Origin of the sequence: Novosphingobium sp. TCA1, assembly GCF_009811895.1 — a bacterium.
GTDB lineage: Bacteria > Pseudomonadota > Alphaproteobacteria > Sphingomonadales > Sphingomonadaceae > Novosphingobium > Novosphingobium panipatense_A.
The window spans coordinates 54,860-71,875 of the sequence record NZ_BLJH01000019.1 but is presented as its reverse complement, the minus strand read 5'-3'; the positions used below and the strand labels follow the sequence as shown (position 1 = coordinate 71,875).

Annotated in this window: 22 protein-coding genes; 21 read left to right on the top strand and 1 reads right to left on the bottom strand. The window is 63.8% G+C overall.

Features of this window, described 5'->3' with window-relative positions:
• Nucleotides 1–2 precede the first annotated feature (2 nt).
• The 12 genes from NTCA1_RS19505 (at nt 3) to NTCA1_RS19450 (ending at nt 8,351) form a co-directional block, all read left to right on the top strand.
• Nucleotides 3–575 (top strand): hypothetical protein, encoded by a 573-nt coding sequence (locus NTCA1_RS19505; protein WP_159831528.1) that lies wholly within the window; start codon nt 3–5, stop codon nt 573–575.
• On the top strand, nt 572–970 hold the full coding sequence (locus NTCA1_RS19500) for a hypothetical protein (protein WP_159831527.1): 399 nt from the start codon (nt 572–574) through the stop codon (nt 968–970). The genes NTCA1_RS19505 and NTCA1_RS19500 overlap by 4 nt, the downstream gene beginning before the upstream one ends.
• Entirely contained in the window at nt 957–1,124 is a 168-nt protein-coding gene (locus NTCA1_RS19495; protein WP_236549470.1) for a hypothetical protein, read from the top strand. The genes NTCA1_RS19500 and NTCA1_RS19495 overlap by 14 nt, the downstream gene beginning before the upstream one ends.
• On the top strand, nt 1,108–1,626 hold the full coding sequence (locus NTCA1_RS19490) for a phage tail protein (RefSeq protein WP_159831525.1): 519 nt from the start codon (nt 1,108–1,110) through the stop codon (nt 1,624–1,626). The genes NTCA1_RS19495 and NTCA1_RS19490 overlap by 17 nt, the downstream gene beginning before the upstream one ends.
• On the top strand, nt 1,623–2,294 hold the full coding sequence (locus NTCA1_RS19485; RefSeq protein WP_159831524.1) for a phage virion morphogenesis protein: 672 nt from the start codon (nt 1,623–1,625) through the stop codon (nt 2,292–2,294). The genes NTCA1_RS19490 and NTCA1_RS19485 overlap by 4 nt, the downstream gene beginning before the upstream one ends.
• A 36-nt stretch (nt 2,295–2,330) precedes the next feature.
• Nucleotides 2,331–2,672 (top strand): hypothetical protein, encoded by a 342-nt coding sequence (locus NTCA1_RS19480; protein WP_159831523.1) that lies wholly within the window; start codon nt 2,331–2,333, stop codon nt 2,670–2,672.
• A 99-nt stretch (nt 2,673–2,771) separates the two neighbouring features.
• Nucleotides 2,772–3,779 carry a baseplate J/gp47 family protein gene (locus tag NTCA1_RS19475; RefSeq protein WP_159831522.1) on the top strand — a complete coding sequence of 336 codons (1,008 nt, stop codon included), beginning with the start codon at nt 2,772–2,774 and terminating at the stop codon, nt 3,777–3,779.
• Entirely contained in the window at nt 3,776–4,327 is a 552-nt protein-coding gene (locus NTCA1_RS19470; RefSeq protein WP_159831521.1) for a phage tail protein I, read from the top strand. Before NTCA1_RS19475 ends, NTCA1_RS19470 begins: the two co-directional genes overlap by 4 nt.
• An 11-nt stretch (nt 4,328–4,338) precedes the next feature.
• The gene (locus NTCA1_RS19465) at nt 4,339–6,687 is read left to right on the top strand and encodes a phage tail protein (protein WP_159831520.1); all 2,349 of its coding nucleotides are present in this window, start codon (nt 4,339–4,341) and stop codon (nt 6,685–6,687) included.
• Nucleotides 6,688–6,699: 12 nt separating this feature from the next.
• Nucleotides 6,700–7,083: a tail fiber assembly protein gene (locus NTCA1_RS19460; RefSeq protein ID WP_159831519.1), complete on the top strand. Its 384-nt coding sequence runs from the start codon at nt 6,700–6,702 to the stop codon at nt 7,081–7,083.
• An 11-nt stretch (nt 7,084–7,094) separates the two neighbouring features.
• A complete protein-coding gene (locus NTCA1_RS19455) occupies nt 7,095–7,358 on the top strand; it encodes a hypothetical protein (protein ID WP_159831518.1) in 264 nt (87 codons plus the stop codon).
• Between the two features lie 174 nt (nt 7,359–7,532).
• Complete coding sequence (locus NTCA1_RS19450) at nt 7,533–8,351, top strand: DNA adenine methylase (RefSeq protein WP_159831517.1); 819 nt, start codon at nt 7,533–7,535, stop codon at nt 8,349–8,351.
• A 59-nt stretch (nt 8,352–8,410) separates the two neighbouring features.
• On the opposite strand, the gene NTCA1_RS19445 is transcribed toward NTCA1_RS19450, so the two are convergent.
• On the bottom strand, nt 8,411–9,691 hold the full coding sequence (locus NTCA1_RS19445) for a HEPN domain-containing protein (protein ID WP_159831516.1): 1,281 nt from the start codon (nt 9,689–9,691) through the stop codon (nt 8,411–8,413).
• A gap of 156 nt (nt 9,692–9,847) precedes the next feature.
• Between NTCA1_RS19445 and NTCA1_RS19440 the strand changes: the two genes are divergently transcribed.
• From NTCA1_RS19440 to NTCA1_RS19400, 9 genes are all read left to right on the top strand, one after another.
• Complete coding sequence (locus NTCA1_RS19440) at nt 9,848–10,393, top strand: phage baseplate assembly protein V (RefSeq protein WP_159831515.1); 546 nt, start codon at nt 9,848–9,850, stop codon at nt 10,391–10,393.
• Nucleotides 10,393–10,740 carry a GPW/gp25 family protein gene (locus NTCA1_RS19435; RefSeq protein WP_159831514.1) on the top strand — a complete coding sequence of 116 codons (348 nt, stop codon included), beginning with the start codon at nt 10,393–10,395 and terminating at the stop codon, nt 10,738–10,740. Before NTCA1_RS19440 ends, NTCA1_RS19435 begins: the two co-directional genes overlap by 1 nt.
• Before the next feature lie 15 nt (nt 10,741–10,755).
• Entirely contained in the window at nt 10,756–11,928 is a 1,173-nt protein-coding gene (locus NTCA1_RS19430) for a phage tail sheath subtilisin-like domain-containing protein (RefSeq protein ID WP_159831513.1), read from the top strand.
• A 41-nt stretch (nt 11,929–11,969) separates the two neighbouring features.
• The gene (locus tag NTCA1_RS19425) at nt 11,970–12,482 is read left to right on the top strand and encodes a phage major tail tube protein (protein WP_159831512.1); all 513 of its coding nucleotides are present in this window, start codon (nt 11,970–11,972) and stop codon (nt 12,480–12,482) included.
• 62 nt (nt 12,483–12,544) lie between these two features.
• Nucleotides 12,545–12,895, top strand: coding sequence for a phage tail assembly protein (locus NTCA1_RS19420; protein ID WP_159831511.1), 351 nt, complete (start codon nt 12,545–12,547; stop codon nt 12,893–12,895).
• Between the two features lie 8 nt (nt 12,896–12,903).
• Nucleotides 12,904–13,044, top strand: coding sequence for a GpE family phage tail protein (locus NTCA1_RS19415; protein ID WP_159831510.1), 141 nt, complete (start codon nt 12,904–12,906; stop codon nt 13,042–13,044).
• Complete coding sequence (locus tag NTCA1_RS19410) at nt 13,045–15,570, top strand: phage tail tape measure protein (protein ID WP_159831509.1); 2,526 nt, start codon at nt 13,045–13,047, stop codon at nt 15,568–15,570. It begins immediately after the preceding gene.
• A gap of 11 nt (nt 15,571–15,581) precedes the next feature.
• Nucleotides 15,582–15,995 carry a phage tail protein gene (locus NTCA1_RS19405; RefSeq protein WP_159831508.1) on the top strand — a complete coding sequence of 138 codons (414 nt, stop codon included), beginning with the start codon at nt 15,582–15,584 and terminating at the stop codon, nt 15,993–15,995.
• Nucleotides 15,992–17,002, top strand: coding sequence for a contractile injection system protein, VgrG/Pvc8 family (locus NTCA1_RS19400; protein ID WP_159831507.1), 1,011 nt, complete (start codon nt 15,992–15,994; stop codon nt 17,000–17,002). The genes NTCA1_RS19405 and NTCA1_RS19400 overlap by 4 nt, the downstream gene beginning before the upstream one ends.
• Nucleotides 17,003–17,016 lie beyond the last annotated feature (14 nt).

Sequence of the window (17,016 nt, the reverse complement as noted above, 5' to 3'; positions counted from 1 at the left end):
CCATGACCGCCAAGCCGCGCCGCGCGCTCGCCAACCCTGCCGCCTTCTTCGCCTCACTCCGCTCAATCACCGGCGGCCTCGATCAGAAGCAGGTCAACATCGTCAACGCCATCATGGCATCCGCTGCCGCGTGGCCAGTGGGCTGGCTGGCCTATGCCCTCGCCACCGCCTGGCATGAGGCCCGGTTCGAGCCCCAGCGCGAATGGGGCCTCGGCAAGGGCAAACCCTACGCCGCCCCCGGCAAGTACGGTCAGCCGCAGTACGGTCGCGGCCTCGTCCAGCTGACGTGGGACCGCAATTACGAGTGGGCGGACGGCGCGCTCGGCCTCAACGGCGCCCTGCTCAGGAATTTCGATCTCGCCCTCGATCCGGTCCTGTCGGTGCGGATCCTCATCAAGGGCATGGAAGACGGCGCCTTCACCGGCCGCAGTCTCAGCCGTCACGTCTCCAACATCGGGACGCACGAGCAGTTCGTACAGGCCCGCCGCATCATCAACGGCACCGATCGAGCCGCCGACATCGCTACGATCGCGGACAAGATTCAGGCCGCGCTGATCCGGGGCCGCTGGGCGTGACCCTCGGCCTCTCCCACGTCGTCCTTGCCGGGGCGCTCACCGCGAGCGCTGCCGGCATTGGCGGTTTCTTCTACGGCACCAGCGTCGGCGCCGCGCAGGAACAGGCCGCCCAGAAGCGCGCGGACGATGCCGCCCGCGCCGAGCGCGATCGGCTGCAACGCCAGATCGACGCCTCCACCGAGCGCAGCCAGGCCGCCGAATACGCCCGCCAGAGCAACGTCAGGGAAATCTACCATGAAAGCCAGAAGGTCATTGACCGGCCGGTGTATCGCAATGTGTGCGTTGATGCTGATGGCGTCAGCCTGCTCGACCGTGCAGCCGACGTCGCAAACGGCAAGGGTATCGCCCGCCCTGCTGGCGCCGCCGCCGGAACTGCCCAAGGTGCAGCGCAGTAGCACCGGCGAGATGACCGGCGCCGACGCGCATTCCAGCCTCACTGCGCTCTACGACGTCGCCGGGCAGATCCGTGCGGCCTACATCGAACTGCAAGGGCAGGTTCGCACCATGCTGACGCCTGACGCCGGAGGCACCGATGCGCAAGGCAAATGACCTGCGCCGTTGGCTCACCGCCTACCTGCCGGACCTGAAAAAGAACCCGGAGAACCTCAGCATCTACATCGACGCGGGCCAGATTAACGCCCGCCGATCGAAGACGCTGTCGTTCTCCTACAGCTATGCGCTCAAGGTCACGATCTTCGACTTCGCAGCCGATCCCGATACGCTGATGGTCCCGATCCTGGCATGGATCGAGAAGGAACAGCCGCAGCTGCTGCAGCGTGCCGATAGCCAGCCTTTCGGTTTTGAGGCGCAGCCGCTCGACACCGAGAAGTTCGACATCGAGATCGCGATCGACCTGACCGAGCCGGTGCTCGTGATTCCCCGGCCGGACGGCAGCGGCTACGACGTCGAGCACATTCCCGAACCCAAGTTCCCAGACAGCTTCGCGGGCATTCACGCCTCTTTCCTGCAAGGCTTTGGCAACACCGATCTGCTGGTGGAGACCGTGGATCCTGAAGCCGTGCTCACCCCTGTCGTGCCGCCCGCCGCGTGAGCGAAGATCTCGCCGAACTGGAGCGGGTAGCAGGCGCGATCCTACGCAACTTGTCGGCGGCCGAGCAGCGCGGTCTGATGCGCCGCATGGGCCGCGACCTTGCTGCCAGCCAGCGCCGCCGCATTGCCGCCCAGCAGCAGCCGGACGGCAGCACGTTCGAAGCGCGCCAGGAGCGGACGCCCGCGCAGCCGGGACGCGGCCCGGCCTGCTTTCTGTATCCGGCGGGCGGCGGCGGCGAACCGCGCCGCGTCCTGATGAAGAGCTTCACATGGGGCACAGGGCATATGCTGACCGGCTTCGACATCGAGGCCGGTGCTATCCGCTCATTCGAGCGGGACAAGATCGTGAAATGGCTCCCGGTGCCCGAAGAGCATCGCGGTGGCAGCGCCGCCCGCAAGCGCCCTACCCGCATCCGCCGCCGCACGATGTTCCGTCGCCTGGCCACCGCGCGATTCTTGCGCAGTGGCGTAGACGATCAGGGTGTGTGGGTCGGCTTCACCGGCAAAGTCGCCCAGATCGCCAGCGTCCACCAGTACGGTCTGCGGGACAAACCGTCGCTGCGCGCAAAGGCCGTGCTTTATCCGAAGCGCGAGCTGCTCGGTCTTACCGAGGCTGATCGAGACCAGATGCTCGACGCGCTTTACAAACATGTGGCAAGCCAGCTTTAAGAAATGCCTCGTTGCGCCCGAAATCAGGACTTGCAGATGAAATCGACCGATATACCCGATTTCTCAGAGATGGATGAGTTGGTCAAATCACTGCAGAATCCTAATCGAACAGCTGCCCGCAAGCCAAACCGCGAACGGTACTCGTATGAAAACGGTTGGCCTGAAGACGTTTGGAGCATTGGGATCGATCGGATCGATCTTCTTGGCGTCGATGAGAAAGGGAACTTGTTCTGGAACGGCCAGCCCATCGAAATCAAGCGCTCTCTGTCGCTGACTTGGGGGCAGCGGGTCGGAGCTTTCCTTATCGCATCTGCAGCGGTTGTCGGCGCCATCGCTGCCGTAGTCCAAGCATATGCAGCGCTTCAGGCGCTTCCCTGAATTAGGTCTCTCGCATAAGTCTTAAAGGGCATTTGGACTGCCGCCCAGCCAAATGCAGCACGGTAGCGCTGTCCCCATGTCTGCCGCGACATGGGCGGCATGGCCGATGCAACCTTCACCGCAGTAGACCTGTCGCGCATTCCGCTGCCTGACGCTGTCGAGGAACTCGATTTCGAGACCCTCTTCGCGCGGGCGCTTGCGCGCATGAAAGTGCTCATGGCGGAAGAAGGCGTCGATTTCGACGGCCGCGAAAGCAACCCGTCGACCCGCGTCCTTCAGGTCTTCGCCTACGAGGTCCAGCTGCTTCTGCAGCGGCTCAACGAGGCGGTCCGCGCCGTGATGGTCGCCTATGCCGTAGACAATGATCTCGACAACCTCGCCGCCGGTTTCGGCGTGGTCCGACGCACCATCACCCCCGCCGACGACGTGCTCGGCATTCCTGCCGTGATGGAGAGTGATACCGAGTTCCGCCGCCGCATCGTCCTGGCACCCGAGGGCTACTCCGTCGCCGGTCCCGAGGGCGCCTACATCTACCATGCGCTTTCGGCCCACTCCGACGTGCTCGATGCCAGCGCCACCAGCCCCGCGCCGGACGACATCCGCGCGATCGTGCTGGGCGTCCTGCAGGCCAACGCGGCGAGCAATGCGCTAGTGACGGCGATGACAAGCGCGCTCGACGGCGCGATCTGGCCGGGCGAAGTCATCGTCTCGCTCCTGTCCCGCGTCGATAGCGGCGCCGCAAGCGCGGATCTTATCGGGGACGTCGGCGAATACCTGTCCAGCGAGGACATCCGTCCGCTGACCGACCATGTCATCACGCAGTCTGCCGAAATCGTGCCTTACAGCATCGAAGGCACGATCAAGACGTTCTCCGGACCGGACGGCGGCGTGGTCATGGATGCCGCGCTTGCGAGCGCGCAGGCCTATGCCGACGAGAGCCACCGGCTCGGCCGCGACATCACCCTGTCCGGCCTTCACGCGGCCCTGCACGTCGAAGGCGTCCAGAATGTCCAGCTGACCCAGCCCGCCGCCGATATCATTGTCTCACGTACGCAGGCGCCGTTCTGCACCAAGATCGACGTCACCTACGCAGGTGTTGACGAATGACCTTCGCCTCCCTCCTGCCGCCCGGCTCCACGGCATTGCAGAAGGCCCTCGAACGGGTCGGCTCAGAGATGCTCGACATTCCGGTGCTCGTCCGTGCGGTGAAGTCCGCCGACGAAAGCCCACTGCAGTTCCTGCCGTGGCTGGCGTGGGAACGCTCGCTCGACAACTGGTCATCCGACTGGTCCGAAGCGATCCGCCGCGAGCGCGTTCGCCAGGCGATCCCGATCGCGCGCCGCAAGGGCACGGCGGCATCAGTACGCGCCGTGGTCCAGAGCTTCGGCGGATCCGTCGCGCTGCGCGAATGGTGGCAGATGGAGCCGAAGGGCGTCCCGCATACATTCGACCTCGTGCTGAACCTCGAACAGAAGGGCGCCCCCGCCAGCGCCGCCTTCGTCGATCAGGTCATTGCCGAGGTCAGCCGCGCCAAGCCGGTGCGCAGCCACTTCACCTTCACGCAAGGCGTCAACGTCGAAGCCGATGTCGGCCTGATCGCGACCGTCCGTCCCACCCTCTTCGCCCGCCTGTCCTGTACGGCACCGGCGGCCTGACCGGAGCACCCATGGCCCTCACGATTACCGTCACGAACGCCGGGCGCGCCGCTCTGGTGAATGCGAAGAACACTGGCACCGCAGCTGTGACGATCGCGCAGGTCGGCGTGTCCGGAAGCGTCGTCGTCCCCTCCCCGGCCGCAGCCGCGCTGCCGGGAGAAAGCAAGCGCATCGCGACCATCTCCGGCGACGTCGTGGCAGACGATACCATTCACCTGATCGTCCGGGATGAAGGCTCCTCGGTCTACACCGTGCGCAGCTTCGCGCTCTACCTCGCCGACGGCACCCTGTTCGCAATCTACGGCCAGGCCGATCCGATCCTCGAAAAGTCTTCGCAGGCAATCATGCTGCTCGCGATCGACGTCCAGTTCGCCGACATCGCCGCGAGCCAGCTGACGTTCGGTGACACGAACTTCCTCAACCCGCCCGCGACCACGGAAGTCCAGGGCGTTGTTGAACTGGCGACGCTCACCGAAACGATTTCCGGGCTCGATGCCGCGCGTGTTCCCGCCGCCAAGATGGTGAAGGACGCTGTCGCCGCCTGGCTCGACGCGCGCTTCGGCGCGAACAACGCCGGTATCTGGCATCCCGGCAACGACGGTGCGGGCTCGGGCCTCGATGCCGATCTGCTCGACGGCCAACAGAGCAGCTTCTACGCCAATATTCCTGCGCGCCTTGGTTTCTGGCCGGTGCAACAGGGCACCGGCAATGCGCAGCTGACCAACTCCGTAAAGATCGGGTGGAGCGCCGCCAACCGTCTCAAGGCCACGGTCGATTCGACCGATCTCGGCAATTTCGTGTTCGACGGCCACCTCACCGGCATGTGGACGGCATCGAATGACGGTGCCGGCTCCGGCCTTGATGCGGACCTGCTCGACGGTCAGGACGGCAGCTATTACTCGAACGTTATCGCCCGCCTCGGTTACACGCCCATCAACAAGGGCGGCGACACGGTCACCAGCCAGATCAGCTATCTGCTCGCGGATAACTCGGCGATCGGTGCCCGAACCGGCTCGACCGGCACCCCGCTAGAGATCCGGGGCAATGGCACCGGCGCGGCGGTAATGACCTTCCACCGTCCCAACTCCTACGCCACCTTCTTCGGCCTCGATACCGACAACAAGTTCAAGTTCGGCGGTTGGTCGGCGGGCGCTGCGTCCTTTGAGTTCTGGCACACCGGCAACGACGGCGCAGGCTCCGGTCTCGACGCGGACCTTCTCGATGGCAGGCAGGGCAACGCTTATGCGTTGCTGGACGGCTCGCTATCATTCACCGGGTCGATCAAGGCCACCTATCAGAACGGGCTTCTCCTGAAGAATGGCTCCGGCAACTACCCCACCGCGATCCACCGCAATGACGGCAGCAATTACTACATCCTGTTGAGCGCGGCCGGGACTGGTGTCACCGATGTCTGGAACGAGCTACGCCCCTTCCAGATCAACCTGGCGAATGGACGGCTCGGCTCGGCCAACGGACAGGATTTCTCGGGCGGCATGGCCGTGAGTGGGGCGATGACGCTGAACGGCGGCACGGTCTGGTCTCTCGTCAATGACGGCGCCGGTTCCGGGATGGACAGCGATATGCTGGACGGCCTGCACGGCTCGCAGTTTATGCGCAACTACGTGAACGATTGGGTCCGGTCGGAAGAGGGCGTCAGCCGCTTTCATTTCACCGCGAGTGGCTCGACCTATGCCCGAGTGGTCGGGACGTTCATCTGGCAGAACAATTCCAACGCCAATATCGCCACGATCGACGAAGGCGGCAACTATTGGGGCAATGGCGAGGTCAATGCCGTTCGCTTCCGTGCGCGCGCTAATGGCGACGGGCTGGCTATCTCGATCGGTGACGATGCCTGGATCGGGGACGTCAATTACACCAACGGCATCGGCATTCGTGGGCAGCAAGACTTTAACGCCGGTTTTGCCGTTTTCGGAACCTCGGGTTGGGCGCTGGGCTGCAACGCAGGCGATTCTACGTTGCGCTATGGCGGTCTGCCAATCTGGCATTCGGGAAATGACGGTTCTGGCTCCGGCCTCGATGCCGATCTGCTCGATGGCTGGCAGCTTCAAGATATCCTGCCCTCGGGCAGCTTGGCCGCGACCGGCTACACGCGGCTTCCGAACGGCCTCATCATGCAGTGGGGCACGATCACCTGCGGCAACAATTCCTATGGCTCGCTGACCTTCCCGATCCAGTTCCCGAACGCCTGTTTCCACATCCACTCGGGCGTAGCCACCGAAGTTGGCAACGGCGATGCGCAGGCCAACTGCCCGCTGCCCTACAGCGTGACCAGACTGGGAGCCAGCTTCTGGAACGCGGCTCCCCAAGCCACCGCCTGGTGGTTCGCGCTCGGCAATTAAGGAGATTTTCGCGTGACGCTCTACTACAGCGCCTCCGCAGGCGGCTTTCTCGACGACACCATTCACGGCGCCATGCCGCAAGATGCCCGGCCGATCGCCCCTGAGACCCACGCGAGCCTGATCGCGGCGGCTTCCTCTGGCTCCATGATCGCAGCAGACGAAAACGGCGACCCGATTGCGTTGCCGCTTCCGCCACCAGCCACCGCCGAGTTGCTACGCCAGATCCGAACGCAGCGCGATCGTCTCCTTGCTGCCAGCGACTTCACGCAGGTGCCGGACAGCCCGCTTTCCGCCACCCAGCGCGAAGAATGGCGGCTGTACCGGCAGGCGCTCCGCGATCTTCCCGAAACTAACCTCGATCCGGCCGCCGTCACCTGGCCGAACGCTCCCGCCTGAAAGGAAATTCAATGTCCGACCTGAAGATCAAGATCGGCGCTTTCGATGCCAAGACCCGCTCCGTGCCCGTCACCTTCACCAGCGGTGACATCAAGCACGAGCGCTCGGTGAACGCCGTCCTGAACGACGACGGGGCTTACGACAAAGCCGCGACGAAGTCCCGCGTGGACGAAGTGGCGCGCGGCGTCGCTCACAAGATCGGCCTCGGCGTCCTGACCGTGCCAGTTGTGGAAGAAGCCGCGACGCAAACCGCGGATTCCGCTACGACTGAGTAAGTGATTGGCGGCCCTTCACGCCGCCCAATTCCCCCTTTACGGAAGGGGGTCTCGGATGTTCCCGCATCTCGAAACCAGCGAGCCTGCACTCGCACTCTCCGGGCAGCGCGCCTGCCCCTTCGAGCACCCTTCCGCGTCTCAGGCGCGGAAGGGACATCGTGCAGGAAACACTACATGTCTACCCCTTTTGTTCTCGTTCGCCCCGTTTCTCCCCCGGCCGGTTACATCGGCGGAAAACGGAACCTTTCCAAGCGCATCTGCGCCATTCTCGATCGCACCCCGCACACCAGCTACGCCGAGCCTTTCGTGGGCATGGGCGGCATCTTCCTGCGCCGCACCCGGCGCCCGAAGGCCGAAGCGGTCAACGATATTTCCGGTGACGTCGTGGGCCTGTTCCGCTGCTTGGCCGAGCACTATCCCTACCTCGTCGACATGCTGCGCTTCCGCGTCACCAGCAGGGCCGAGTTCGAGCGGTTGCTCGGTCAGGATCCCGAACGGCTGACGGACCTGCAGCGCGCCGTGCGCTTCCTCTACCTCCAGCGCCTGGCATTCGGCGGCAAGGTATCCGGCCGCACCTTTGGCGTGGATGCATCCAGCCCGGCCCGGTTCGACGTCAGCAAGATCGAGCCGATGCTCGCCGACATCCACGATCGCCTGCAATCCGTAGTGATCGAGCGCCTGCCCTACAGCGACTTCATCCGCCGGTACGACCGCGACGGCGCCCTGTTCTACCTCGATCCGCCCTACTGGGCCTGCGAGAAGGACTACGGCCCCGACGTTTTCACCCGCGAGGACTTCGCCGCGCTTGCCGAACAACTGGCGGGCATCAAGGGCAAGTTCCTGATGTCGCTCAACGACAACGAGGGGGTGCGCGAGACGTTCGGCCGCTTCATCGTCGCGCCGATCGACACGACGTACACCATCGGCGCGGCATCACGACCGGCGCGCGAAGTGCTGATCAGCAATTTTGCCCTGGCCGACAACGACGACTGATTTACTCAGCAGGCATGATGGAAAAAATCTGAAATGAGAGCGGGGCTGGCTTCGAGTGTTCATGCATCCCCGCTCAATACCTCTGCGATCCTTCGAGTAACTTCGCTCCCTCGATCCCTCACAATAAGATCAACTTCAGCCTGAATAACTCTGCGCCCGATCCACAACATCTGGAAGAGCTTTATTTCCTCTTCATCGGTTAAGCGATGCTTGCCCGAATGCACGATCCTTGATCGCACTGCGTAAAGCGCTTTGAAATCTCTTAAAATCTTCGCGCGCTCGGTAGCAGTCTTCCCGATCATATATGCACAGCGATTGGCCAGAAGAGCGCCTAGACCAATCTCTTCGGAAGTGTCCTTATCTCCTAAGACAACTTCCAAAACGACCGTAGCCTGTACAAATTGAAGCATGGAGTCGTCGCCGATGTGAGCGTTAAATAGCCACTCACAAGCTCGGAGAAGTTTCTGATTTTCGGCAACATCTGAAAATACGGCTTTCAACTCAGGCGCTATATACTCGTATCTACGGCTTTTTTCATTGGGCACTATGCGAGATATGCCTGATGAATCACGCTCCGTAAACTTTTGCCTACCGCCCGCCACCCCTTCATTTTCGCATAAGAGGAAATAAATCTCGCGTTGAGCGGGAAATATTTCTGACCTTTGTTCAACTCTGAATAATCCTAATGCAATGGAAAGACCAAAAAAAGCTTTTACCAAGCTGATTAAATCTTCCAGAGCTTCCGTTTTGGCGTTCTCAACCAATAGCCCCCTCGCTCGAACTTGCAAAACTGCGGAGGGTTTAGGTGGATTAAACAGACCGAATAGACCACCAACACCCGTGAAAACCAGATCAACCGGCACTGTACGCTCGATCTCGTCTGGATCGCAGATCACGCGAATGCCGTCACCTACTTCTGTGACCTCACCCAGCTGAGTAAAAAAGTCGGCAAGAGGTTTCGGAAGTACTACACTCGCCCAATAGTCCCACGGAAGAGATTGATAGGCTTCGAGCGCTTTTGTTGCTAATGTTTCTGCGCTATCTGATCCCACCACTTCTAAAAGAGGCTTCCTTTGTGCGTCTCGATCGTATGTGCGTCCACGGAGCAAATTATCTGCAAACCATGACGTGAATTTCAAAAGGCTCCGACCGCCAATATACTTGAGAATATCGTCTCTACGTGGTCCAGTTTTAGGCAGCAGTTCCTCAGCATCGTATATGATACCAAAGGCATCATCGAGGCTGGCAATGCAATCACCCGTTACAGTGATTTTTTCGAAACAGCTGGCGAAAATTGGCTTCAACCGATCAACGGTTTCTTGCCTCAATTTCAGAGACATCACTGGCATCCTAAGCTAATGCCTGCCTTCGTATCGATCGAACGTCGATTTCCCAAATGGTATCTGGCTGGCGACTGCGAATCCCCTCCATTTGGACTACCGCCTGACCAAATGCCGACCCGCGAAAGATAATCCGTCCCACGCCATGGTCGCACCATGGCGCAATCCAACGACCATGAGCAGCTGACCGGCGAGGTCATTCAGGTGGGCACTGTCGCGTCCATCGACCATGCCGCGCGCACCTGCACCGTCCAGCTGGGCGATCTCGAAACCGGCGATCTGCCGTGGGTCGCCCTGCTCGCCGGGCGCGTGAAGCTCTGGTGCCCGCCCTCGGCGGGCGAACAGTGCGCCGTCCTGTGCCCCGAGGGCGACGTCGATAACGGCATCGTGCTGCCTGGCATCTACTCGGACGCCAATTCGCCGAGCACGTCGGATCCCGACGTCTTCGAACTCGAATTCCCCGATGGCGCGGTCATTTCCTACAACCACACCTCCCATGCGCTCACCGTCACCCTGCCGGAAGGCGGCACTGCCGCATTGACGGCGCCGGGTGGCGTGACGATCGAGGGCGACGTCGCAATCAAGGGCAACGTCTTGATCGAGGGCAAGGCCGAAGCGTCGGAAGACGTCGTCGGCGGCGGTATCAGCCTCAATGGCCACAAGCACCCCGCCGGGTCGCCTCAGACAGGAACACCCGTCTGATGGCTGCCATGGACGAAACCACGGGCGAACTGATCGAGGGCGACGACGATATCCGCCAGTCGGCGAAGGTCATCCTGCGCACCCGCATCGGCTCGTGCGTCGGCCGCCGCGAGTTCGGCTCGCTGGTGCCTGACCTGATCGACAAGCCCATGACCCGCGCCAACATCCTGCGGGTCTACGCGGCCACCGTGATCGCCCTCACGCGCTGGGAGGATCGCATCCGCCTGGATCAGGTCGGCCTGAAGGCCGGTACCTCGCCCGGCTCTGCCGTCGTCGTCCTCGACACCCGGCGCACCGACACAGCGTCGAACGCCCGCTCCCGTCTCCTCGTGCCCGTCACTCTCTAACCAAGGATCCTGTTCATGGCCTTCAAGCACGGCATTACCCTCACCGAGATCAGCGACGGCGCCCGCACGCTCACCGCTGTTTCCACGTCCATCATCGGTCTGGTCGCCACCGGCACCGATGCCGACGCCACCACGTTCCCACTCGACACCCCGGCGCTCGTCACCGACATCGAGACCGCGATCGGCAAGGCAGGCACGGACGGCACACTGGCCAAGTCCCTGCGCGCCATCGCCGACCAGACCCGCGCCGTCGTGGTCGTTGTGCGGGTGGAGGAAGGCGCCGATGACGCCGAGACCGCCAGCAACGTCATCGGCACCACCACGGCCGAGGGCAAGAAGACGGGCATGCAGGCCCTGCTCGATGCGAAGTCGCAGCTGGGCGTGAAGCCCAAGATCCTTGGCACCCCCGGCCTCGAAACGCAGGCGGTCACCACGGCGCTGGTCGCCATTGCCAAGAAGCTGCGCGGCTTCGCCTATGCCCGCGCGATCGGCGACACCGTCGCATCTGCCCTGCTCTACCGCGCCAACTTCTCCGCGCGCGAGCTGATGCTGCTGATGCCGGACTTCCTCCTGTTCGACACCGCAACCAGCACCAACGTCACCGGCTATGCCGCCGCCTACGCCATGGGCCTGCGCGCGCTGATCGATACCCAGACCGGCGCGCACAAGACGCTCTCGAACATCGCCGTCAGCGGCGTCGTCGGCGTCAGCCAGCCCATTCGCTGGGATATCGAGGACGACACCAGCGAAGCGAACCTCCTCAACGCTTCCGAGGTCACCGCGCTGGTCCGCACCGATGACGGCTTCCGCTTCTGGGGCAACCGCACCTGCTCGGATGATCCACTGTTCGAGTTCGAAAGCACCGTGCGTGTCGCCCAGCTGCTCGCCGACACCGTGGTCGCGGGCATGCTCTGGGCGATCGACAAGCCGCTGACCCCGGCGCTGGTGAAGGACATCGTCGAGACCATCAACGGCTTCGGCCGCCAACTGAAGGCGCAGGGCATCGTGCTGGGCTTCAACGCGAAATACGACGAGGCGAACAACAGCACCGCCAGCCTCAAGGCGGGCAAGCTGCGGATCGACTACGACTACACCGTGCCGCCGCCGCTCGAAGACCTCGGCTTCAACCAGCGCATCACGGACAGCTACTTCGCGGACTTCGCGAACCAGCTGGCCGAAGCGGCCTGATCCGGCCGCCCTCTCTCCCACCTCGATCATAGGAGCCCACCATGGGATTTCCCCGCGTCCTGAAGGACCAGATGCTGTTCAACGAAGGCAATGACTACCAGGGCGATGCCAAGACGGTCGGCCTGCCCAACCTCACCCGCAAGATGGAGGAGTATCGCGGCGCGGGCATGAGCGGCGCTGTGTCGCTCGACATGGGGCAGGAGGCCATGGAGGCATCCATGACGTTTGCCGGGCCGATGCGCGACATCATCCGCCAGTGGGGCACGCCCACGGTGGACGGCGTCTACATGCGCTTCGCCGGGAACTACCAGCGCGACGACACCGCCGAAATCGATACCGTGGAAGTGATCCTGCGCGGCCGGTTCTCGGAAATCGAGTTCGGCGATCAGGAAACCGGCGAGGTCGGCGACTTCAAGGCCACCATGGCCGTCGCCTACTACAAGCTGGTCTGGAATGGCCGCACCGAGATCGAAATCGACCCGATCAATATGGTCGAAATCGTCAACGGCATCGATCTGCTCGCTGCGCGCCGCAACGCCCTCGGCATGTTCTGATCCCTTGGCCCGGCCGCGCGCCGGGCCGCCCCCTTTTCCTCCATGACACCCGGAGATCACCAATGACCCAGACCAAAGCCGCGCTGGCCGCATCGACTGCCATTGCCACCGCTGCCGCCCCGGAAGTTCGCACCGTCACGCTCGACGCGCCGTTCACGCGCGGAGAAACCACGATCGAGACTGTTCTCGTCCGCAAGCCCAAGTCCGGCTCGCTGCGCGGCCTTTCACTGTCCGGCCTGCTCAATCTCGAATACGGCGCGCTCGAAACGCTGCTGCCGCGCATCACCGATCCCATGCTGTCCAAGCAGGATATCGCGAACCTCGATCCCGCCGACCTCACCCAGCTGGGCAGCGAGGTTATGGATTTTTTGCTGCCGAAGGGCGCGAAGCAGGGTCTCTCCCAGCAGACGTAACCGACGCCATGGCGGACATCGCCAGCGTCTTCAGCTGGCCGCCGTCCGAGATGGACGGGTGGCCGATCGCCGAACTGATGATCTGGCGCGCGAAGGCCGAGAAGCGCGCCGGATCTGCCGATACCTCACCCAAACGCGGGAAACGATAAGTGGCTGACAGGAATCTGCGCATCCGGGTGCTCATGGAAGGCGCCGACCGGCTCACCCGACCGATGCGGGACGCTGCCTCGGGTTCCTCCCGGCTTGCGCAGACCCTGAAGGCCACCCGCGACCAGTTGAAAGGCCTGCAGCGCGCGCAGGCCGATGTCGGCGAGTTCCGCCAGCTGAAACAGGGCATGCGCGAAAGCGAGCGCGCCATGCAGCAGGCGCGCGCCCGCGCCACCGAACTTGGCCGCGCGATCGGCGCAACGACCACGCCCACCCGCGCCATGCGCAGCGAGTTCGACCGCGCCCGCCGCGAGGCCGAGCGCCTGACCGCTCAGCACCGCCAGCACGAAACCCGCCTGACCGAGGTCCGCAGCCGTCTTGCGGCGGCAGGCGTCTCCACCCGTAACCTCGCGTCGGAAGAGCGGCGCCTGCGCGGTGAGATCGAGCGGTCGAACGACAGCCTGCGCAATCAGGACCGCCGCCTTCAGGAAGTATCGGACCGGGGGCGTCGCTTCTCCGCTGCCCGATCGCGCTTTTCGCAGGTGCAAGGATCGGCCGCCGGTCTCGCTGCAGGCGGCGCTGCCGCGATCGGCACCGGCATGATTGTCGCCAGGCCGCTGGAAGGCGCCGCGCAGGACGCCATGGAATTCGAGTCGGTGATGACCGACATCAACCAGAAGGTGAACCAGAGCCGCGAGGCCGGGCGCATGATGGGTCTCGACCTGCGCCGGGCGGCGCTGGCGGTCAACCAGCTGCCTTCCGATCTGCAGAAGGGCGTGGATACGCTTACCGGCTTCGGCCTCGGCGCGCAGCAGGCCGTTGACATGATGACGCCGATCGGGCGCGCGGCCACGGCCTACAAGGCGGAAATCGACGATCTCGGCCGCGCGACCTTCGCCTCCTACGACAACCTGAAGGTGCCGATCGCGCAGACCGGCAAGGCGCTCGACGTGATGGCCCAGGCGGGCAAGAGCGGTGCCTTCGAGGTCAAGGACATGGCGCAGTATTTCCCCGAACTGACCGCCAGCATGCAGAGCCTCGGCTCCAAGGGCATCCCGGCCGTCGCGGATCTCGCCGCCGCGCTCCAGATCACGCGCAAGGGCGCGGGCGATTCCGCCGGTGCCGCAACCAACCTTCAGAACCTGCTCTCCAAGATCAACGCTGGGGACACGATCAAGAACTTCAAGAAGTTCGGCATCGACATTCCCGCCGCGATGAAAAAGGCCGCCAAGGAAGGGCGCAGCCCGATCGAGGAGATCGTGCGTCTGACCCAGAAGGCCACCGGCGGCGATCAGGCGAAGCTGTCCAGCCTGTTCGGCGATATGCAGGTGCAGCAGGCGCTGCGCCCGCTCATGTCGGCGTTTCAGGAATACCAGAGCATCCGCGCCGAAGCTCTGAGCGCAGACGGCACGGTCAATACCGACTTCGCCGATCGCATGCTCGACGGCGCGGAGAAGGTGAAACGGCTCCAGATCCAGTCCAAGACACTCGCGACCACCGTGGGCGATCAGCTGCTGCCGATGATTTCCTCGGCTGCGGATTACATGTCGTCGTGGGCTGGCAGCATCGCGGACTTCGCGAAGCGGCATCCCCAGCTGACCCGCGCCCTCGCCTTCGCCACGGCGCTCTTCGCCGGGCTGTTCCTCATCATGGGCGGCGGCGCCCTCATCCTCGCCGGGCTTGTCGCCCCATTCGCCGTGCTGTCGGCCGCCGCCACCGCGCTCGGCATCGGCATGCTGCCCCTGATCGGTATCGTTGCGGGCATCGTGCTGGGCATCGGCTTGCTCGCCGCCGCTGGATATCTGATCTACGAGAACTGGGGCGCGATCACGACGTGGTTCAGCGGCATCTGGACCGAGATTCAGGGCTACTTCAACGGCGGCATTGCGGGCATTGCTGCCATGCTCGTCAACTTCTCGCCCATGGGGCTGCTCTATGCGGGCTTCGCGGCGCTGATGAACTGGCTGGGCGTTTCCATGCCGTCGCGCCTGTCGCAGGCGGGCAGCGATCTGATGCAGGGCCTGATCAACGGCATCACCGGCCGCCTGTCTGCCCTGAAATCGACGATTGTCGGCGCCGCCAATTCCGCCGTCAGCTGGTTCAAGCAGGTGCTTGGCATCCATTCGCCCTCGCGCGTCTTCGCCAGCCTCGGCGGCTTCGTCATGGCTGGCCTGGACGAAGGCCTGGCCGATAGCGCAGGCGGGCCGCTGCAACGTGTGGGTGATCTCGGGAGCCGCATGGCGAGCGCCTTCTCGGCAGACGGCCTCGTCCCGCGCCTCAATGCCATGTCAGGGCAGATGGCCGGCGCATTGGCAGCGGGCGCCGCTGGCGCAGCCTTGGCCGCCTCCCCGGCGAACGCGCAGGCCGGTGTGAGCGGCAGCGCGGCACCCGCCCCTGTCTCCATCACCTATAGCATCAAGATCGACGTCACCGGCGGCGGCCAGGCGCAGGACATTGCCGACGAGGTCCGCAAGGCAATCGAGCAGATCGAGCGCGAGCGGCGCGGTCGCGGTTTCGGCGACGACTGAGGAATCACACCATGCATCTGCTCGCCCTTGGCATGTTCCTGTTCGAGATCGGAACGCTCGGCCCCGATGAATTGCAGCGCAAGACCGACTGGCGCCATGCCCGCTCGGGCCGCGTCGGGGCGCGCGACGCCACGCAGTTCGTCGGTCCCGGCGATGAGACGATCAGCCTGTCGGGCGCGGTGTATACCGAGATCGCCGATGGCCGCGTCTCCCTCGACGAACTGCGCGAAATGGCGGACGCGGGCGAAGCGTTGCCGCTCGTCAGCGGCAACGGCGCCGTGTTCGGCAACTACGTCATCACCGCGATCGACGAGCGCCATGCCGTGCTGATGGCGGACGGCACCCCCCGTCGGATCGACTTCGGTATCGACCTCTTGCGCGTAGATGACCCCGCGCCGACTAACTCCACGGAAGCCGCGGCATGAGCGAAGCCATAAACAACATGGCCGACTGGCGCGTGACGCTGGACGGCAAGGACCTGTCCGACCGGATCAATCCGCGCCTGGTGTCGCTCACCCTGTCGGAGAAGCGCGGTGACGAAGCCGACCAGCTGGACATCGTGCTGAGCGACACGGACGGCATGCTCGCCATCCCCAAGGAAGGTGCCGTGCTCAAGCTCCAGCTGGGCTGGAAGCAGGGCCACGATGTCACGGTGGGCCTGATCGACAAGGGCAGCTTCAAGGTGGACGACGTCCAGCACAGCGGCCCGCCGGATCAGATTACGATTCGGGCGCGCGCGGCGGACTTCACCAGCGCCATCCGCAACCGCCGGTCCAAGTCGTGGAAGAAGACGACGCTCGGCGACGTCCTGCGCGACGTCGCCGGGCGGAACGGGCTTACGGCGCGCATCACCGCCTCGCTCGCCTCTATCGAACTGCCCTCGATCAGTCAGAGCCGGGAGAGCGATATCGCCTTCCTTCGCCGCCTCGGCCGCGAACACGATGCTGTTGCCACGATCAAGAACAAGAACCTGATTTTCGCGCCAAAGGGCGCCGGGCAGACCAGCACCGGCAAGGCCCTGCCCACGCTGACGATCACGCGCGCGAGCGGCGATGGCCACAACTGGCAGCGCCAGAAGCGCGACGGTCAGCAGGGCGTTACCGCCAGCTGGCACGACAAGAAGGCCGCGAAACGCAAGACCTTCACCGTGGGCAAGGAAGATGGCGCGAAGAGAATCCGGAAGGTCTACCCCGACGAGGCGTCCGCCAAGCGCGCCGCAGTCGCCGAGCGCGACCGCTTGAAACGCGCGCCAGCCACTTTCGATATTCGGCTAGCACTCGGCCGCCCTGATGCCATCCCCGAAGCCCGCGTAAATGCGGCAGGCTTCAAGGATGAAATCGACAGGACGACTTGGCTGATTTCAGAGGTAACGCACCGTCTGGACAATCGCGGTGGCTTCACATCGGATCTAAGGATGGAGACCGCACCGTAACTGCCGCCACCATT

What these genes read in the sequence shown, in the direction of transcription:
- NTCA1_RS19400 (WP_159831507.1), top strand. Translation starts at nt 15,992, where the DNA reads ATGAGCGAAGCCATAAACAACATGGCCGACTGGCGCGTGACGCTGGAC.
- NTCA1_RS19445 (WP_159831516.1), bottom strand. Translation starts at nt 9,691, where the DNA reads ATGTCTCTGAAATTGAGGCAAGAAACCGTTGATCGGTTGAAGCCAATT.
- NTCA1_RS19405 (WP_159831508.1), top strand. Translation starts at nt 15,582, where the DNA reads ATGCATCTGCTCGCCCTTGGCATGTTCCTGTTCGAGATCGGAACGCTC.
- NTCA1_RS19415 (WP_159831510.1), top strand. Translation starts at nt 12,904, where the DNA reads ATGGCGGACATCGCCAGCGTCTTCAGCTGGCCGCCGTCCGAGATGGAC.
- NTCA1_RS19425 (WP_159831512.1), top strand. Translation starts at nt 11,970, where the DNA reads ATGGGATTTCCCCGCGTCCTGAAGGACCAGATGCTGTTCAACGAAGGC.
- NTCA1_RS19430 (WP_159831513.1), top strand. Translation starts at nt 10,756, where the DNA reads ATGGCCTTCAAGCACGGCATTACCCTCACCGAGATCAGCGACGGCGCC.
- NTCA1_RS19475 (WP_159831522.1), top strand. Translation starts at nt 2,772, where the DNA reads ATGGCCGATGCAACCTTCACCGCAGTAGACCTGTCGCGCATTCCGCTG.
- NTCA1_RS19435 (WP_159831514.1), top strand. Translation starts at nt 10,393, where the DNA reads ATGGCTGCCATGGACGAAACCACGGGCGAACTGATCGAGGGCGACGAC.
- NTCA1_RS19505 (WP_159831528.1), top strand. Translation starts at nt 3, where the DNA reads ATGACCGCCAAGCCGCGCCGCGCGCTCGCCAACCCTGCCGCCTTCTTC.
- NTCA1_RS19465 (WP_159831520.1), top strand. Translation starts at nt 4,339, where the DNA reads ATGGCCCTCACGATTACCGTCACGAACGCCGGGCGCGCCGCTCTGGTG.
- NTCA1_RS19470 (WP_159831521.1), top strand. Translation starts at nt 3,776, where the DNA reads ATGACCTTCGCCTCCCTCCTGCCGCCCGGCTCCACGGCATTGCAGAAG.
- NTCA1_RS19420 (WP_159831511.1), top strand. Translation starts at nt 12,545, where the DNA reads ATGACCCAGACCAAAGCCGCGCTGGCCGCATCGACTGCCATTGCCACC.
- NTCA1_RS19490 (WP_159831525.1), top strand. Translation starts at nt 1,108, where the DNA reads ATGCGCAAGGCAAATGACCTGCGCCGTTGGCTCACCGCCTACCTGCCG.
- NTCA1_RS19450 (WP_159831517.1), top strand. Translation starts at nt 7,533, where the DNA reads ATGTCTACCCCTTTTGTTCTCGTTCGCCCCGTTTCTCCCCCGGCCGGT.
- NTCA1_RS19440 (WP_159831515.1), top strand. Translation starts at nt 9,848, where the DNA reads ATGGCGCAATCCAACGACCATGAGCAGCTGACCGGCGAGGTCATTCAG.
- NTCA1_RS19455 (WP_159831518.1), top strand. Translation starts at nt 7,095, where the DNA reads ATGTCCGACCTGAAGATCAAGATCGGCGCTTTCGATGCCAAGACCCGC.
- NTCA1_RS19480 (WP_159831523.1), top strand. Translation starts at nt 2,331, where the DNA reads ATGAAATCGACCGATATACCCGATTTCTCAGAGATGGATGAGTTGGTC.